The following is a 16,019-nucleotide window of genomic DNA, read 5'->3' as shown; positions in this document are numbered from 1 at the left end:
GCCTGGCGCATGATCCTTTTTTATGGAGGAAACCAGATGACTTGGAGTTATGAAATCAAAGACGACGGCATGACCGTCGAAGAATTGCTGAGAACCGAATGGGGACTTGGCAAAAAAGTGGTCCACCAAATGCGCATGGCCAAAAGCGTCAAAAACGATAAATTCCAGGAAGTGGTTTGGAAAGAGCCTTTGCCGGCCGGAACCGTTCTGAATTTCGATTTGCCACCTGCAGAATCGCCTTACGAGCCGAAACACGATGTCGAGCTTCCTGTGCTTTTCGAAGACGATCACTTTATTATAGCCCGCAAACCAAAAGGCATGGCCACGCATCCCAATGAAGTTGGACAAACCGATACGTTCATCAACGCCATTCTTGGGCATATTATCCGCAACGGCGGATCTTACGGAGAGCACGTCCACCGCTTGGACCAGGGAACATCCGGCCTGTTGATGGTCGCGAAGCATCCTGTCGCTAAAAACGTCTTGGACCGCATGCTGGAACAAAAACAGCTGGTCCGTGACTACGAAGCTGTCGTCAAAGGCAAAGTGCACAATAAATCCGGAACCATCGATTTCCCGATCGGCCGCGATCGTCATCACCCGACTCGCCGCATGGTTTCTCAAACTGGCCAAAGCGCAGTGACGCATTACCGTGTCTTGAAGCAGATGGAAGGAAAATCCTTGCTTCATCTGACACTTGAAACAGGACGCACGCATCAAATCCGCACCCACCTCGCACATATCGGCCATCCGATTGTCGGAGACACGCTCTACGAAGGACCGTCTACTCAAGACGGCGCCTACCATCTTCACGCTTTCCGTATGTCGTTTATCCACCCGTTCACCAATGAAAAAGTGGTGGTTGAGGATTCAGCAAGATAATAAGAAAAGCAAGTTCCTTTTCGGGGAACTTGCTTTTCTTATGCCTTTATTTCGTCCGGATGTGTTCCGCTGCGCCAATCTTGGTTCAGTCCGTCAATCCCTTTCATCTCTTCTTCCGTCAACAAAAAATCGAAAACCTGTGCATTTTCTTTAATGCGCGACGGCGTCACTGATTTTGGGATGACGATCAAGTCGCTTTGCAGATGCCAGCGGATGATGACTTGTGCAATCGTCTTGCCATGGGTATTGGCAATTTCCGAAAGCACCGGATCTTCCAATAGCCGGCCCCGCGCCAATGGAGACCAGGATGTTACAGCAATGTCCTGCTCGGCACAATAGCTCCGAAGCGGAACCTGAGTCAGTTGAGGATGCAATTCGATTTGATTGACCATCGGTTTGGTGTTGGCTGTTGCCAGGAGTTTCTCCAAATGATGCTGCTGGTGATTGGAGACGCCGATTGAACGAACCAGCTTTTCATCATAGAGGCGCTGGATGGCACGGTACGTATCCACGTATTTCCCTTCAATCGCCCAATGTGTCAAATAAAGGTCCAAGTAATCAAAGCCAAGGCGTTTTAAGGAAGCTTCGAACGCACGCAGAGTTTCATCGTATCCCTGGTCTGTGTTCCAGACTTTTGAAGTGATGAACAGCTCTTCCCGCTTGACGCCGGAATTCCGCACCGCTTTGCCCACTTCCGCTTCATTGTCGTAAACTGTCGCTGTGTCAATCGCTCCATAGCCTGCTCCAATGGCCGTGATCATAGCTTCTACTGCCGCTTCCTTATCGGTCATTTTGTATACACCTAAACCAAAGCGCGGCATTTCCACACCATTATGTAAAGTTTTTGTCGAATCGATCGCTAATTTCATTGTTATCATCCTTTCTTTTTCCATTGTACAAATAATAGCAGATAAGTTGAACTTAAATAACAAGCCTTTATACATCGCTTTGGCCGTTTAGCGCTTGCTCAGAGCGGCCAAAGCGGTGTCTGAAATGACGATTCTTACGTTTCACTTATAGAGCTCTCAATTCAACTTATAAAGATGCTTTCTACTTTAAGGATCTTTCAAAAGGCTCTTGCACTTTAATCTCAAAACGAATATTATATATGATGTTGTTTAAAATTGTTCGTGTTTTAGGAGGAGCTCCTTATGTTTCATTTAAAAGAAAATAATACCACTATAAAAACTGAAATTACTGCCGGAATGACGACGTTCCTGACCATGGCCTATATCGTCATTGTCAATCCCGTTATTTTAGGCGCAGCGGGCGTTCCGTTTGACCAGGTATTTTTGGCGACAATCATCGCAGCTGCCATCGGTACCTTGTGGATGGCATTAGCCGCCAATTACCCGATCGCCATTGCGCCGGGCATGGGCTTGAATGCCTATTTTACATCCATGGTGTTGGGTTCAGATGGTGCCATCGACTATGTCACCGCATTTGCGGCAGTGTTTATCGCCGGCCTTATTTTTGTGTTGCTGTCGCTGACTTCTATGCGGAAAGTATTGATTCAGGCAATTCCTGAAAACTTGAAGCATGCCATCACAGCCGGAATCGGCCTTTTCATCGCTTTTATCGGCATGAGGCTGAGCGGCCTGATTGTTGCCAATGAAGCCAATCTGGTCGGTTTGGGAGATTTGACTTCCCCACCGGTAGCATTGACCCTGCTCGGTTTACTGATTACGGTCATCTTTATGTCTTTGAACATTCATGGCGGCATTTTCTACGGGATGATCGTTACCGGTATCGTCGCCTTTTTCACTGGCCAATTAAAATTTGAAGGCGGCTTGATGCAGCTTCCGTCATTGCCTGAAGGCATCCTGATCTGGAATCCGATTGAAGCGCTCCAATTGGTCATTGAATTCGGCTTGTACGGCGTTGTCTTTTCGTTCCTATTGGTGACCTTATTTGATACGACCGGTACAATGATCGGTGTAGCCAAACAGGCAGGCTTGATGAAAGACAATAAAATGCCAAGAATGCGCCAAGCTTTACTGGCTGACTCTGTGGCAGCCACAGCAGGCGCAATGGTCGGGACAAGTCCGACTTCCGCTTATGTGGAATCATCCGCAGGCGTTGCAGCAGGCGGACGCACAGGGCTAACGAGTTTAACGGTTGCCGTCCTATTTATCATCGCTGCGTTTTTCGGTCCCTTGGTTGGTGCCTTATCCAATGTGGCAGCGATAACAGCACCGGCATTGATCATCGTCGGAAGCTTGATGATCGGTGCGGTCAAACACATTGAATGGGAAGAATTTGACGAAGCATTCCCAGCATTTCTGATTGTCTTGGCGATGCCATTGACTTCAAGCATCGCGACGGGCATCGCTTTCGGATTCATCGCTTATCCGCTGATGAAAATCTTTAAAGGCAAAGGCAAATCGGTTCATCCGATCCTTTACGTATTTGCTGTGCTGTTTGCGATTCAATTGCTGATCGCCCCCCATTAACCAGCCTGACAAGCCGTGCCCGTGGAACGCGTCCGCCTGAAGCGAAATGAAAAAACAAGAATTTTTTAATAACCTAAAAAAAACCGCCAATTGGCGGTTTTTTGTTTAGATTCGTGCTCTGTTGCCAGTCATTGCTGCAGTAATCAGCAAGACGGCTGCTGTAATCAAATGGAACACCCAACCAATACCCGGAATCCAGGCAATAAGGCTGGTGATGATTCCAAGAATCGATCCCGATTTCGGTGAATACTCTCGGAAACAAAAGAACAATGTAATCGCATGAAGTACAAACATAACACCTAAAGCCGTATAGCCGGTGCTGATGACAAAGCCCCCACCAATTAACGGAATCGCAAGAAACGCTTCAGCCAGACCCGTGATCCAAAGCAAAGCGACAGAAATTTTCATTTTCATTCGTTATCATCCCTTCTTTAACGTTCTTATCTACCTAATACGGACGAACAGCGCAAAAGTTTCATTTTCTTTCCGCTTCCGGTCTTTCAGACCGACAGAAATTATCCACATTTCAATGGATGTTGCATATTTCATTTTTCCCTGTTGTAGTCTATACTAAACAAAGATGCACATTTCAAGGAGGTCATTATTATGAACTTAATCCTTATTTTGGGTATTTGTGTTTCGTTCTTAGTAGCTATTTTAACTGCTGGATACGATGACAAGCCTGGAACAAACGAAAGAGAATAGTACAAAGGGACAGCGAAATCCGCTGTCCTTTTTTCTATTCCAAGCCTGGATAATCCTGCTGGCGCAGAGCTTCATACATCAGAATGGCAGCCGTGTTCGACAAATTAAGCGAACGGATATTGTCATTCATCGGAATACGCAGGCAATGATCCGGATTTTGTTCGAGCAATTCCTGCGGCAGACCTTTTGTTTCCTGTCCGAAAATAAAGAAATGGTCCTTTTCTCTCTCCGAAAAGTCGAAAGAAGTATGCGGCTTTGCCCCAAACTTTGTAATATAGTAGAACTCCCCGTCCTGATACCGGTCAAAAAGCTCCTGCAGTCCGTCGTAATAATGAATATCGACATGCTCCCAGTAATCGAGTCCGGCGCGTTTCAGCATCTTATCGTCCGTTGAGAACCCGAGCGGTCGGATCAGGTGCAGCTTTACTCCTGTCCCTGCACACGAACGCGCGATATTTCCTGTATTCGCTGGAATCAGCGGTTGGTACAACACAATATGAATAGCCAAATCTGTCACTTATCCTTTCAATCCTTCAGCAAAAAATGCCAATCCTTTTTGAATTTCCTCTTGAACTTCTACATCTTTTTCTTCCTGCTGCGCAAGTTCTAGCGCCCCCAAGCCTTCAGCCGTTCCGATTTTGCCGATTGCCCATGCTGCGGTTCCCCGTATGACCGGCCGCTCATCGCTTTCCAATAAATTGATCAGCGTGGGCACTGCAGACGTTTCCTTGAAATGCGCCAGCGCCAAAATGGCGTTTCGCTGAATCGGCTTTTTGCCACGCCACGAACCCGACACGTACCCAAACTTACCCTTGAATTCCCGATTGGAAATCGTCAATAAAGGCTCGAGCAGCGGCTTGGCGATTTCTGGATCCGGTTCGAATTCCGCATGGATCCGATTGACCTTACGCTTGTTTTTCGGACACACGGTCTGGCATGTATCGCAGCCATACAGCCGATTGCCGATTTTGCCGCGGAACTCATCAGGCAGAAAACCTTTTGTCTGCGTCAAAAACGAAATGCAGCGCTGGGCGTTCAATTGGCCGCCTTCAACAATTGCGTCTGTCGGACAGGTATCAATGCACAAACGGCAGTCGCCGCATTGGTCCTCCATCGGCTCATCAAAACGGAAAGGAATATTGGTGATCATTTCGCCAAGGTACACATACGAACCGAATTCCGGTGTAATGATGTTGGTATTCTTGGCGCTCCAGCCAATGCCGGCGCGCTCTGCCACTGCACGATCAGACAGCTCCCCTGTATCCACCATCGACCGCATCCGGGCTTCCGGATAATGGGCTGCAATAAATGCTTCCAGCAGCGTCAGCCGCTCCCTGAGGGCAGCATGGTAATCCTTGCCCCAGGACGACCGGGAGAAGATTCCACGGCGCGCGCCTTTTACCCCCTGCGGTGCATCCGCCATCCGTGACGGGTAGGCGATCGCAATGGCGATGATGCTGACGGCTTCATTCAGCAGCAGCTCCGGACGCGTGCGTTTTTCTACGTCCGCTTCTTCAAATCCAGACTGGTAATTCAACTGCTGCTGTCGAATCAATTGATGCTTTAAGCTATAAAAAGGTTCTGCTGATGCAAAACCGATTTTATCAATCCCGATCTCCGAGGCATACGCAACAAGGTCTTTTTGAAATTGATCAAGATTCATGTCGCAACCCCTCACTCAATTCTATGATACGATAATAAAAATCCTTATGCGAAAGGAAGATTGCTATGAAACTGACAATCGATCCTCAAATAAACGAAACGCTAAGCAATTTTAAAATTGGCATCATTCATTATAACAATATCACCGTTTCCGAATCACCTCAAATGTTAAAAGGCCGTCTTCAGCTTTTTCAGGAGCAACTGTACTTTGATTTGGAAGAAAAAGAACTGACGGATTTTCCCGGTCTGCTCGAATGGCAATTGGTCTGGAAAGCATTGGGGACTGATCCTAGCCGTTACCGGCCATCTGCAGAAGCACTCTACCGCCGGATCAAAAAACAGAATTACTTGTCGACGATCAATTCGGCTATCGACATGAACAGCTTCCTATCGCTGCAATACGAAATTCCGCTCGGGCTGTATGATGCCGATAAAATTAAAGGCGATGTTGACATCGAGGTTGGTACCAGCGCAGACCGCTACGATGGCTTGAATAACCGCGTCAACACATTGAACGGCATTCTGGTATCCAAAGATGCTGCAGGCGCGTTCGGCAGCCCCTACGTCGATTCTACAAGGACAGCTGTCACCGAACAGACAAAAAATGCCCTGCACATTTTCTATCTGCGTCCTTCTATGGAAAGAGACACAGCTTTGCAGCTTCTGAGCGCCGCTTCTAATATGTTCACAGGCATCAACGGTGGAGAGGCCGAATTTTACGTAGTTTAACTAGAAAAATAGACAGGCCGGCACTCTGTTTCTTCGAAGTGTCGGCCTGTCTATTTTTGCCTAAGATAATGACTGAACCGAACTTCTCTACTTTTTCTTTAATTTTGCAAATTGCTCTAGACTCTTTTACATTCAGTACATTTCCTGCAGCGGCATATAAAATGAACTTTTTCACAACCCCAGCATACTGAAATCCGGCCTGTAAGCATATTCTTTTTCATTCGCACAGCGATGCAGTAAACTTTTCTTACATTGATGAATAAAAGAGGGATCCATACATGAAACGAGTGCATAGCGACATTGTCCAGTTTCGGGGAAGCCATTACGATTTTGGCCGAATGCAGGGGGAATTACTGAAAGAGTCCCTGATTCTTCCCAACCGCAAAAAACAACGCAAGGCCTCCAGCCGCCATTTGATCATAGATGAACAACGCGCAAAAAATATTCTGGTAACTTTAGCCCCTAGAGTTTGGGAGGAAATAAACGGCCTGGCTGATGCCCTGGATTGGCCCATGCATGACGCCATCCGTGAGTTCGGCGGCTACTATTTGGAATACACACGGAGCGGCTGCTCCATTTACACTGAGTCTGATTTCATGGTCCGGAACTATGACAGTTCACCGGAAGGCTACGAAGGACGGTTTGCCCTGTACCAGCCGACGGACGGCGGATTCTCGACCATCGGACCAACCATGCAAATCACCGGCCGCACCGACGGCATGAATGAAAAAGGCCTGGTGATGGGCTACAATTTCATCAACCGCCGAAATTCGGAAGATGGCTTTATTTGCAATATGATCGGCCGTCTGATTTTAGAAAACTGTGCAACCATCGATGACGCTGTGGCTTTGCTAGAAGAACTTCCGCATCGCCGTTCCTTCAGCTATGTGCTGTTGGACCGTACCGGAAAATCCGTGGTTGTCGAAGCTTCGCCGCGTTCTGTTGTGGTTCGTGAATCCGCTGTTTCCACCAATCATTTTGAATTGCTGGTGGAGGAAAACCGCTACCAGACAGACGACTCGCGCAGAAGAGAGGAAATGATGCAGACGCAGCAGCAAAACCAAATCGACGCCTACAGTGCATTTCGGCTATTGAATGACTCAGAAAAAGGCGTCTTCTCGAAAAAATACAGCACAGCTTCCGGTACCTTGCACACCGCTTCTTATTTCCAGCACAGCCTGGAAGTTGGATTTGCCATCGGACCGGACCGCCTGCCGCTGATGCTTAATTTTGAAAAATGGCTCCAGGGCGAGCGATTATACGCCAAACGCATCAACGGAAAAATCGATACGCACCTGCCATTTGCCCATATGGCCGAACTTTAAAACGAAAGGCGCCAACAACTTAAATGCTGGCGCCTTTTTTGTGTTGGGATAAAAACTGCTTGTCCACATGGGCAAATCCGATGTCTGTATCCACCGCTCCATGTATTTTCTGAACGTCCAAATCGTCCCCTTGCAGCCAACTGTCAAAATTAAAAACGGTCGGCTGTTGATTTCCGCCAAGCGCGAACCAGACACTCTTTTCCTTCGGCAAATACAAAGACGTATGAATGGTCCCTGCCCAGCTTTTATACAGCTGTGAGAATACGCCTTTGTCCGTGTCGTTGAACAAACGGAACGCCTGAAGTGCGTCTTCTGTCTGGCTTCTCTGATTATGGATGGCTTCCAGACGGTCAAACGAATCCTTCAAATAATTGCGGTTTTCATGTTGATGGATTTCGAAGTGGTTGGTGCAGACATTGCTGATCCGAACATCGACTGAGCGTGGGCTCGCTTCGATGATGCGTGTTTCACCGCTCGGGTCGGTCACAATGTAGCTGAACGACCCACGATGAGGGATCTCCTTCAGCAGCGCTACCGCTTCTTCGATGGTGGCGCAGGTTTCCAGGATGATACGGCCGATCAGGTAACAGACAAAACCGTCTCCGGGCTTTTTTCGATGCGTGAAGTTATAGCCCATGGCTAACCCTTTCTCATTCATGCCGTCCATCCGGCCGGTGATGCGTGAAGTCGGCCCAATGATGGCATAGCCCTGGTCGTCCGGTTGAAACAGGCTAAAGCGTCCTTCATAGGTCTGCGGATGAAAGTCATAGTTCCGCACCATAAAATCCGTTCCGGTAACGATTGAACAACCGGAAGGCATAGCGTCAATCCGGTAACCGCCGAAATCACGCAGCACGTCTTCCAACGGCAATTTGAGGCTTTCCTGCAGACCGGCCAACTCATCCCAGATTCCAGGCGCAAACCTGCGGTAAGCATCTTCCGTATCCTGCACGTCTATTTCAAACCTCGGCCGCTTCGCCTTCCATTGCTTTGTTCGATTGTCCAGGGTAATGCTGTCTTTTAAAAGCTCCCCTTGCCTGAATCCAAAATCGTAATGGCTTCCTCTGAACTCCAAAATATCACTATGTATAGGTTTCATCAAATTCTCCTTTATTCTTCAGAATCACCGATTATATTTCAGCATACACATTTCCGGAATGAAACTCAAAAGCTCCGTTTTGAATTTTTCAAGATCTCTTATGCAAAAAAAAATCCTGCCTTATGAAAATCATAAGGCAGGAACAGCCACTGCGTTCCGGTGTCATCCTTCGTATGCCTGCCGCAACGCATTCAAATCCAACTTCTTCATTTGCAGCAGCGCATTTGTCACCCGCTCCATTTTTTCCGTTTCCGCATCGACCAGCATGTCATTCAATTCGACTGGCACCACTTGCCAAGAAATGCCGAAACGGTCCTTCAGCCAGCCACAAACCTGCGCCTTCTCGTCGCCGCCTTCGGTAAGTTTATTCCAGTAATAATCCACTTCTTCCTGAGACTCACAATTGATGATGAACGAAATCGCTTCGTTATACTGAAACGCGGGACCGCCGTTCAGGGCCAAAAAATCCTGGCCTTCAATCTGGAATTCGATCGTCATGACTTTCCCCGCATCGATGCCATTTATTTCCTTGCCAGCACCGCTATAATACGTCGTGCGCATTACTTTCGAGTTTTTAAAGACTGATGTATAGAACTCCACGGCTTCTTCGGCATTCATGTCAAACCAAAAATTCACTGTGATTTTTTGAAGTTTGGTATCCATACCATTCCCCTTCTTTCTCTAACTAACTGCAGTGGCTATGTATCAGTTATTAGAGCTCTGGCTGGACTTGCTGTACAGACGGACAATCCATTTCTCCAGTTCCACAATGATAAACACTGAAACCCCGATCACAATCGGCCATAACCAATCCTGCGCTTCCAATGGAACTGTTCCAAGCAGGAAATTCATGAATGGCACATAGGTCACCGCCAGCTGCACAGCAACCAAAATACCCGATACCAAAAATGCAACTTTATTTGAGAAAAAATTCCGGTCTAATGCAAATTCGGTCTCGCTTCGGCAATTGAACAAATACATCAATTGCGACATCACCAATGCCTGCAGTGTCATCGTATTGATGATAGCCGGATCCACCTGCTGGTCGGCTAATAGCATATTCATTAATAGGATTCCACCACAGATGACAAATGAAACAAAAGCGACCCGGAAAATGTAATAGGGGCTCAGCAATTTGGCATTCGGTTTTCTCGGTGGCCGCTTCATGGCACCCGGTTCTAATTTTTCAAAGGCAATCGCCAGGGAGATGGTGACGGCGGAAATCATATTCACCCAAAGGATCTGCACCGCCGTCAAAGGCAAGGCGGTCCCGAACAAAATACTTACAAAGATCAAGGCGCCTTCCGATACATTCGTCGGCAAAATGAACAGGATGGTCTTTTTCAGGTTATCGTAGACGCGCCTGCCTTCTTTCACTGCGTTGACAATCGTACTGAAGTTATCGTCAACCAGTATCATTCCGGCTGCTTCTTTGGATACTTCTGTCCCTTTTATGCCCATAGCCACGCCAATATCCGCCCGTTTTAATGCAGGTGCATCGTTTACGCCATCCCCGGTCATGGCACAAATATGCTGCTCTGCCTGCAATGCTTTAACCAGCTGCAGCTTATTGTTCGGACTTGTGCGCGCAAAGACATCATATTCCAACACAGCCTGCGTCAATTGCTGGTCGTCCATTCGGTCAAGTTCTTTGCCTTCAAGTACCCGTTCGCCGTCTCCTATGCCCATCTGAGCCCCGATGGCGACCGCTGTATCCTTATGGTCACCAGTAATCATTTTCACAATGATTCCAGCTGTACGGCATTGCTGAATCGCTTCAATAACTTCTTCCCTCGGGGGATCGATGATTCCTGCCAGCCCGATCAGCCTGAATCCAGACTCCATGTCTTCATGGTCAATGGAAAGAGTGGAAGAAGAGACTTTTTTAGCTGCAGCCCCGATCAGCCGCTCACCGTTGTTCGCATGCTCCGACATCTTTTTATGCCAGCCTGCCCCTTCCCCGTCAGAAGATTCCAAATCGGCCATTTTCAATAAACGCTCAGGTGCACCTTTTACATAAATCCATTTGCTGCCGTCCCTTTCGACTAATGCCGCCATATACTTATAGCTCGAATCAAAAGGGATTTTCGACAGGATTGGAAGCCGCTCTACGGCATCCCCCGCTTTTTCGGCGACCGTGATAAGACAGCCTTCTGTCGCATCCCCACTGATGACCCAATTCTCTTTTTCATCACATCTTAAATACGCTTCATTGACCGTTTTAACGACTGTCAGAAATTCCTGTAAATCCGGATGATCTTCAAATCTTGCTGGTTCTTCGCCTTTCAGAATCGCTCCTACAGGTGAATAGCCGGTTCCGGTAATTTTAAACTCATACCCGTTCAGCATTATGGAAGTAACAGTCATTTCGTTTTTTGTCAAAGTCCCAGTTTTATCTGAACAAATTACCGTTACCGCTCCTAACGTCTCAACCGATGGCAGGTTTCGGACGATGGCATTTTTTCCTGCCATGCGCTGTACGCCAAGCGCCAGGATGATGGACAGTACAGCCGGCAAGCCTTCAGGAATCGCCGCCACAGTCAATCCGATAATCGCCAGCAGTAACTCGGCTGTTTCGTAATCATGGAACAGGTAACCGATGCCAAACATCGTAGCTGCACTGATGACAATGACCAAGGAAATCACTTTTCCAAAAGCCGCCGTCTGTTTTAACAGCGGTGTCTGCAGCTGATCGACTTCTTCCATTGAAGAGCTGATTTTACCAAGCTCGGTATCCGCTCCGATCGCAACAACAATACCCGTTCCTGAACCAGAAGCAATCGTCGTCCCTGCAAACAGCATATTCAGACGGTCACCCAAACCTGTATCATCCGGCAGCACTGCCGAATTTTTTTCGACCGCTGTCGATTCGCCTGTCAGTGACGATTCCTCCACGTTCAAATTGTCCGCTTCCAGAATCCGAATATCAGCAGGAATCCTGTCACCCGCCGCAAGCACGGCAATATCTCCAGGTACCAATTCGGTTGATGGCACTTCTTTCCTAACTGAACTCCGAATCGTTGTCGCTTTCAATGACAACATTTTCCGGATGCTGTCCAATGCCTTTTCCGCTTTGCTTTGTTGGATATAGCCGATAATCGCATTGATGACAACCACCATCAAAATCACCGCTGTATCGATGTAATGCCCTAAAAATAAAGTGATGACAGCTGCCGCCAGCAACACGTAGATTAGCACATCGTTAAAATGCTTGAAAAACTTGATAAGTGCCGGGTCTTTCTTTGTTTCCGGCAGCTCATTCGGACCAAATTCCGCCTGCCGTTTCGCTGCCTCTTCTTCGCTCAAGCCGCTATCTGCGTCTGTTTCGAGAAGGCTCGGCAGGTCAGCCGTATCCACGCCATACCAATTTCTTTGCTTCATGTCTGTCCCTCTTTTCAACTGTTGGAATGATATTTCATTCGCTTATTATTCAGACTAGTATAACACTTTATACATAGTAAATTACGATGAATCAGATTGAAGTATAATTGCCAATATTGACCTTCCATTTTAAAAATCATCAGTTGCCTGACATAAGTTTATCGGTAGTAAACCAAAGAAAAAAGGCCCTGACATTTAAGTCAGGACCTTGATTCTATCGTATTAAGTATACCGGCGGTCGGGGTCGAACCGACACTCCGGTGAAGGAACGGGATTTTGAGTCCCGCGCGTCTGCCAATTCCGCCACGCCGGCAAGTATTGATTTAGCGGACAAGATTTATTATATCATATTTCATTTCACTCGCCAATACTTTATTAATATATTAAACACATTACCCAACATATCTATTTATCCGTTTATTCTGCAAAATATTCATAAAAAGAACCGAAAAAACAGCGTCCAAAGATGCCAAGAGACCGGCATGGTTAAAGCTGTTCCTAGTAAACACTAAGCTTGAAGAGGCTGCCTCATTTAGGAAGACATAAAAAATCAAAACAGCTTCATTCAATTGCTAGACACATTTATCTTAGAACTGACGATATTTTCCACCCTATTTTTTTGTAAAATATCCTATTAACTGAAATATAATAATTTATCACGCGTGTTGATTAACCAATAAATGACAGACTGCTCCTGCTGAGCGCAAAGTACTCGTGCAGAGATGTTGTCAGAGCATCCAGCCAAACTAGCGGCAGTGTAACAGTCAACAGCGTGCGCTGAAAAGCCACAAGCGACAAAGCCGGCAGCCGGATGGCCAATTTCGTCTTTTGATAGAGCCACTGGATCAACACATACGCGATCAAGGCCGCAAACAGTTGGTTGTAGACGGCATTGGGCATTTGGCCAAATAACTTCGGCACGTTCAAGTTCTGTTTGATCCAGCGGAAAAAGGATTCGATGCCCCAACGTGCTTTGTAGATTCGGGCGATGGCCTCAGCTGACAGGTTGAGAAGATTGGTGACGACCCCGGATCTCACGCCCTTCATGGTCCGTGAAAAAGACCATGCGGGGCCGTTTCGTTGAGCGCGATTGTGGCGTTCCGAGCCGGCAGGTGAAGTCGCGGGTGACGTTGGACACTTTCTCCGGCAGACGCTGGAGCGATTTGACGGTCGACAGTTCGATACTTTCTTTCACTCGGATGACAAAATCCTGGTAATCCGATACGAACCGGTCAATGTGTTTGATATTGAAATATGCCCGGTCCTGTACCAGGATAAACCGGCGGTCGGCCAAGCGTTCGCCGACCGGTCCACCGTGTACGAGACCGGTAGTTTCAACTACGTCTAGCGGCATATTGGTTTCAGGTGTATAGCTGACATGAAGCTTGATGCCCGACCGTTCGCCGTGATAATGCGACCAAGGGAGCCGGTTTTTCCCTACGGTAATCGTTGTGGAATCTACCAGGAGAAGCCGGTTTGGAATTTTGAGTGCGCACCTTGTCGCCCGGTTGCATTTACCTACGACCAAGGCGAAGGCTTTTTTCATCAACTGGTAGTCGAGTTCCTTCATCTTTTTGGAGATCGTCGAGTGGTCGACATCGGCCAGCCCCGCGGAAGTTCCGACGTCGCCGCAATGACGATAGCCCTTCCATTCGGACGCCGCTGCGGTCACCAGGTATTCAATCAACTTGCCGACAGTGAGCTTCCGGGTGGTGTCTTCATAGCCAATCAGCTCCGTGAGCGTGGCCACTTCTTCGTCTGTAATAAACTTTTGAATCAAGTTCGGGAACATGGTATTCTGTTTCATAAGGGACACCTCTTCCTGTAGTTGTTGGTTCGCACTTACAGTCTAGAAGAAAGGTGTCTCTTTTTGTCTTGATTTGGATGATTCTGGTTAATCAACACGTGTGATAATTTATATAATTATAATACAGCTATATACTGAACTTAAAAGATATTTTCAAAACAGAATCTTCAAACTAACTCATTGGATAACTCCAGGAAATAACAAAAAAACCCCTTAACTGTGATTACTCACAATTAAGGGGTTTTAAAAGGGCAGGCAGGCCCTTTGATGATACCGGCGGTCGGGGTCGAACCGACACTCCCGTGAAGGAACGGGATTTTGAGTCCCGCGCGTCTGCCAATTCCGCCACGCCGGCAACATATTATGGAGGCGGCAACCGGACTCGAACCGGTGATAAGGGTGTTGCAGACCCATGCCTTACCGCTTGGCTATGCCGCCAAATATTGGAGCGGAAGACGAGGTTCGAACTCGCGACCTCCACCTTGGCAAGGTGGCGTTCTACCACTGAACTACTTCCGCAACAAAGCTGGGGTACCTGGATTCGAACCAGGGCATGACGGGATCAAAACCCGTTGCCTTACCGCTTGGCTATACCCCACTAATAAGATGGGGCGGACGAGGGGAATTGAACCCCCGAGTGCCGGAATCACAATCCGGTGCGTTAACCACTTCGCCACGACCGCCACTTTACTATTTTATAAGTACAACTCAAATGAAATAAAAATTGGGGCGGACGAGGGGAATTGAACCCCCGGGTGCCGGAATCACAATCCGGTGCGTTAACCACTTCGCCACGACCGCCATCATAAAATTTTAAAAATGGCAGGGGCAGTAGGAATCGAACCCACATCGGAGGTGTTGGAGACCTCTGTTCTACCGTTAAACTATGCCCCTAAAAACTGGTGGTGGGGGGCAGATTCGAACTGCCGAACCCGAAGGAGCGGATTTACAGTCCGCCGCGTTTAGCCACTTCGCTACCCCACCGTAAAAATGGTGCCGGAGAAAGGACTTGAACCCTCAACCTACTGATTACAAGTCAGTTGCTCTACCAGTTGAGCTACTCCGGCATGGAGATTTTCATTTCATAAAAAATGGTGGGTCAGGACGGAATCGAACCGCCGACACTTAGAGCTTCAATCTAATGCTCTACCGACTGAGCTACTGACCCACTTTGTTACATAAAAATGGCGGTCCCGACCGGGATCGAACCGGCGATCTCCTGCGTGACAGGCAGGCATGTTAACCGCTACACCACGGGACCATTTGGTTGCGGGGGCAGGATTTGAACCTGCGACCTTTGGGTTATGAGCCCAACGAGCTACCGAACTGCTCCACCCCGCGATAATATTATTAAACCCTACCAACTAGACTTGCATTTTCGTGAATGCACATTTTTCATTGTGTAAGAGTAAATTGGTGGAGGATGACGGGATCGAACCGCCGACCCTCTGCTTGTAAGGCAGATGCTCTCCCAGCTGAGCTAATCCTCCATGAAATTGGTGACCCCTACGGGATTCGAACCCGTGTTACCGCCGTGAAAGGGCGGTGTCTTAACCGCTTGACCAAGGGGCCATATGTTTTGGAAACTTATCTACTGGCGGAGAGCAAGGGATTCGAACCCTTGAGACGGTTGCCCGCCTACATGATTTCCAATCATGCTCCTTCGGCCACTCGGACAGCTCTCCAGAATTGGCTCCGAAGGTAGGACTCGAACCTACGACCATCGCATTAACAGTGCGGTGCTCTACCACTGAGCTACTTCGGAATAGTTGATCAGCCTGGCAACGTCCTACTCTCACAGGGGGAAACCCCCAACTACCATCGGCGCAAAAGAGCTTAACTGCCGTGTTCGGGATGGGAACGGGTGTGGCCTCTTTGCCATCATTACCAGACTAATTTTATTTTGAAAGACAAGATTTATTATACCAATCTCACAGGTTTTTGCAAGCTTTTTTATTAAAAACTTTTCCTTATTC

General features: G+C 47.7%; 11 protein-coding genes, 17 tRNA genes, 1 rRNA gene and 1 pseudogene. 4 read left to right on the top strand and 26 right to left on the bottom strand.

Features of this window, described 5'->3' with window-relative positions:
• Positions 1–36: 36 nt before the first annotated feature.
• A complete protein-coding gene (locus J7I83_RS14935; protein ID WP_215101991.1) occupies positions 37–882 on the top strand; it encodes an RluA family pseudouridine synthase in 846 nt (281 codons plus the stop codon).
• Positions 883–920: 38 nt separating this feature from the next.
• On the opposite strand, the gene J7I83_RS14930 is transcribed toward J7I83_RS14935, so the two are convergent.
• Positions 921–1,751, bottom strand: a complete 831-nt coding sequence (locus tag J7I83_RS14930) for an aldo/keto reductase (protein WP_215101990.1) — start codon at positions 1,749–1,751, stop codon at positions 921–923.
• Positions 1,752–2,033: 282 nt separating this feature from the next.
• On the opposite strand from J7I83_RS14930, the gene J7I83_RS14925 reads away from it, so the two are divergent.
• Complete coding sequence (locus J7I83_RS14925) at positions 2,034–3,335, top strand: NCS2 family permease (protein ID WP_215101989.1); 1,302 nt, start codon at positions 2,034–2,036, stop codon at positions 3,333–3,335.
• A 105-nt stretch (positions 3,336–3,440) separates the two neighbouring features.
• Here the strand turns inward: J7I83_RS14925 and J7I83_RS14920 are convergent, their stop codons facing one another.
• The 3 genes from J7I83_RS14920 to queG all read right to left on the bottom strand — a co-directional run bounded on the left by J7I83_RS14920 (position 3,441) and on the right by queG (position 5,703).
• On the bottom strand, positions 3,441–3,749 hold the full coding sequence (locus tag J7I83_RS14920; RefSeq protein WP_215101987.1) for a hypothetical protein: 309 nt from the start codon (positions 3,747–3,749) through the stop codon (positions 3,441–3,443).
• A 325-nt stretch (positions 3,750–4,074) separates the two neighbouring features.
• Positions 4,075–4,548: a tRNA (uridine(34)/cytosine(34)/5-carboxymethylaminomethyluridine(34)-2'-O)-methyltransferase TrmL gene (gene trmL / locus J7I83_RS14915; protein WP_215101986.1), complete on the bottom strand. Its 474-nt coding sequence runs from the start codon at positions 4,546–4,548 to the stop codon at positions 4,075–4,077.
• Between the two features lie 9 nt (positions 4,549–4,557).
• A complete protein-coding gene (queG, locus tag J7I83_RS14910) occupies positions 4,558–5,703 on the bottom strand; it encodes a tRNA epoxyqueuosine(34) reductase QueG (RefSeq protein ID WP_215101985.1) in 1,146 nt (381 codons plus the stop codon).
• 65 nt (positions 5,704–5,768) lie between these two features.
• Between queG and J7I83_RS14905 the strand changes: the two genes are divergently transcribed.
• Positions 5,769–6,431, top strand: coding sequence for a B3/B4 domain-containing protein (locus J7I83_RS14905; RefSeq protein ID WP_215101983.1), 663 nt, complete (start codon positions 5,769–5,771; stop codon positions 6,429–6,431).
• Positions 6,432–6,709: 278 nt separating this feature from the next.
• Positions 6,710–7,756: a C45 family autoproteolytic acyltransferase/hydrolase gene (locus tag J7I83_RS14900; protein WP_215101981.1), complete on the top strand. Its 1,047-nt coding sequence runs from the start codon at positions 6,710–6,712 to the stop codon at positions 7,754–7,756.
• 19 nt (positions 7,757–7,775) lie between these two features.
• Here J7I83_RS14900 and J7I83_RS14895 read toward each other — a convergent pair whose 3' ends face one another.
• The 22 genes and pseudogenes from J7I83_RS14895 to rrf all read right to left on the bottom strand — a co-directional run bounded on the left by J7I83_RS14895 (position 7,776) and on the right by rrf (position 15,935).
• The gene (locus J7I83_RS14895; protein WP_215101979.1) at positions 7,776–8,855 is read right to left on the bottom strand and encodes a C45 family autoproteolytic acyltransferase/hydrolase; all 1,080 of its coding nucleotides are present in this window, start codon (positions 8,853–8,855) and stop codon (positions 7,776–7,778) included.
• A gap of 162 nt (positions 8,856–9,017) precedes the next feature.
• Positions 9,018–9,518, bottom strand: a complete 501-nt coding sequence (locus J7I83_RS14890; protein WP_215101977.1) for a VOC family protein — start codon at positions 9,516–9,518, stop codon at positions 9,018–9,020.
• 42 nt (positions 9,519–9,560) lie between these two features.
• Complete coding sequence (locus J7I83_RS14885) at positions 9,561–12,236, bottom strand: cation-transporting P-type ATPase (RefSeq protein ID WP_215101975.1); 2,676 nt, start codon at positions 12,234–12,236, stop codon at positions 9,561–9,563.
• 229 nt (positions 12,237–12,465) lie between these two features.
• Positions 12,466–12,549, bottom strand: a tRNA-Leu gene (locus tag J7I83_RS14880).
• 356 nt (positions 12,550–12,905) lie between these two features.
• Positions 12,906–14,043, bottom strand: a pseudogene (locus J7I83_RS14875) (IS4 family transposase).
• A 271-nt stretch (positions 14,044–14,314) separates the two neighbouring features.
• Positions 14,315–14,398 (bottom strand) — tRNA-Leu (locus tag J7I83_RS14870).
• 9 nt (positions 14,399–14,407) lie between these two features.
• Positions 14,408–14,481 (bottom strand) — tRNA-Cys (locus J7I83_RS14865).
• 6 nt (positions 14,482–14,487) lie between these two features.
• Positions 14,488–14,562 (bottom strand) — tRNA-Gly (locus tag J7I83_RS14860).
• Positions 14,563–14,569: 7 nt separating this feature from the next.
• A tRNA-Gln gene (locus J7I83_RS14855) sits at positions 14,570–14,641 on the bottom strand.
• Positions 14,642–14,650: 9 nt separating this feature from the next.
• Positions 14,651–14,726, bottom strand: a tRNA-His gene (locus J7I83_RS14850).
• 42 nt (positions 14,727–14,768) lie between these two features.
• Positions 14,769–14,844, bottom strand: a tRNA-His gene (locus J7I83_RS14845).
• 19 nt (positions 14,845–14,863) lie between these two features.
• Positions 14,864–14,937 (bottom strand) — tRNA-Trp (locus tag J7I83_RS14840).
• A 6-nt stretch (positions 14,938–14,943) separates the two neighbouring features.
• Positions 14,944–15,027 (bottom strand) — tRNA-Tyr (locus J7I83_RS14835).
• A 7-nt stretch (positions 15,028–15,034) separates the two neighbouring features.
• Positions 15,035–15,110: transfer RNA gene (locus J7I83_RS14830), tRNA-Thr, on the bottom strand.
• A 25-nt stretch (positions 15,111–15,135) separates the two neighbouring features.
• Positions 15,136–15,211, bottom strand: a tRNA-Phe gene (locus J7I83_RS14825).
• A 17-nt stretch (positions 15,212–15,228) separates the two neighbouring features.
• Positions 15,229–15,304 (bottom strand) — tRNA-Asp (locus J7I83_RS14820).
• Between the two features lie 3 nt (positions 15,305–15,307).
• Positions 15,308–15,384 (bottom strand) — tRNA-Met (locus tag J7I83_RS14815).
• Positions 15,385–15,457: 73 nt separating this feature from the next.
• A tRNA-Val gene (locus J7I83_RS14810) sits at positions 15,458–15,533 on the bottom strand.
• Between the two features lie 7 nt (positions 15,534–15,540).
• A tRNA-Glu gene (locus J7I83_RS14805) sits at positions 15,541–15,615 on the bottom strand.
• Between the two features lie 23 nt (positions 15,616–15,638).
• A tRNA-Ser gene (locus J7I83_RS14800) sits at positions 15,639–15,728 on the bottom strand.
• Positions 15,729–15,733: 5 nt separating this feature from the next.
• Positions 15,734–15,808: transfer RNA gene (locus tag J7I83_RS14795), tRNA-Asn, on the bottom strand.
• Positions 15,809–15,819: 11 nt separating this feature from the next.
• A 5S ribosomal RNA gene (gene rrf / locus J7I83_RS14790) occupies positions 15,820–15,935 on the bottom strand.
• Between the last annotated feature and the right edge of the window lie 84 nt (positions 15,936–16,019).

Source organism: Planococcus sp. ISL-110 (assembly GCF_018613575.1).
Classification (GTDB): domain Bacteria; phylum Bacillota; class Bacilli; order Bacillales_A; family Planococcaceae; genus Planococcus.
The sequence above is the reverse complement of the archived record's forward strand: the minus strand, read 5'-3'. Positions and strand labels throughout refer to the sequence as shown.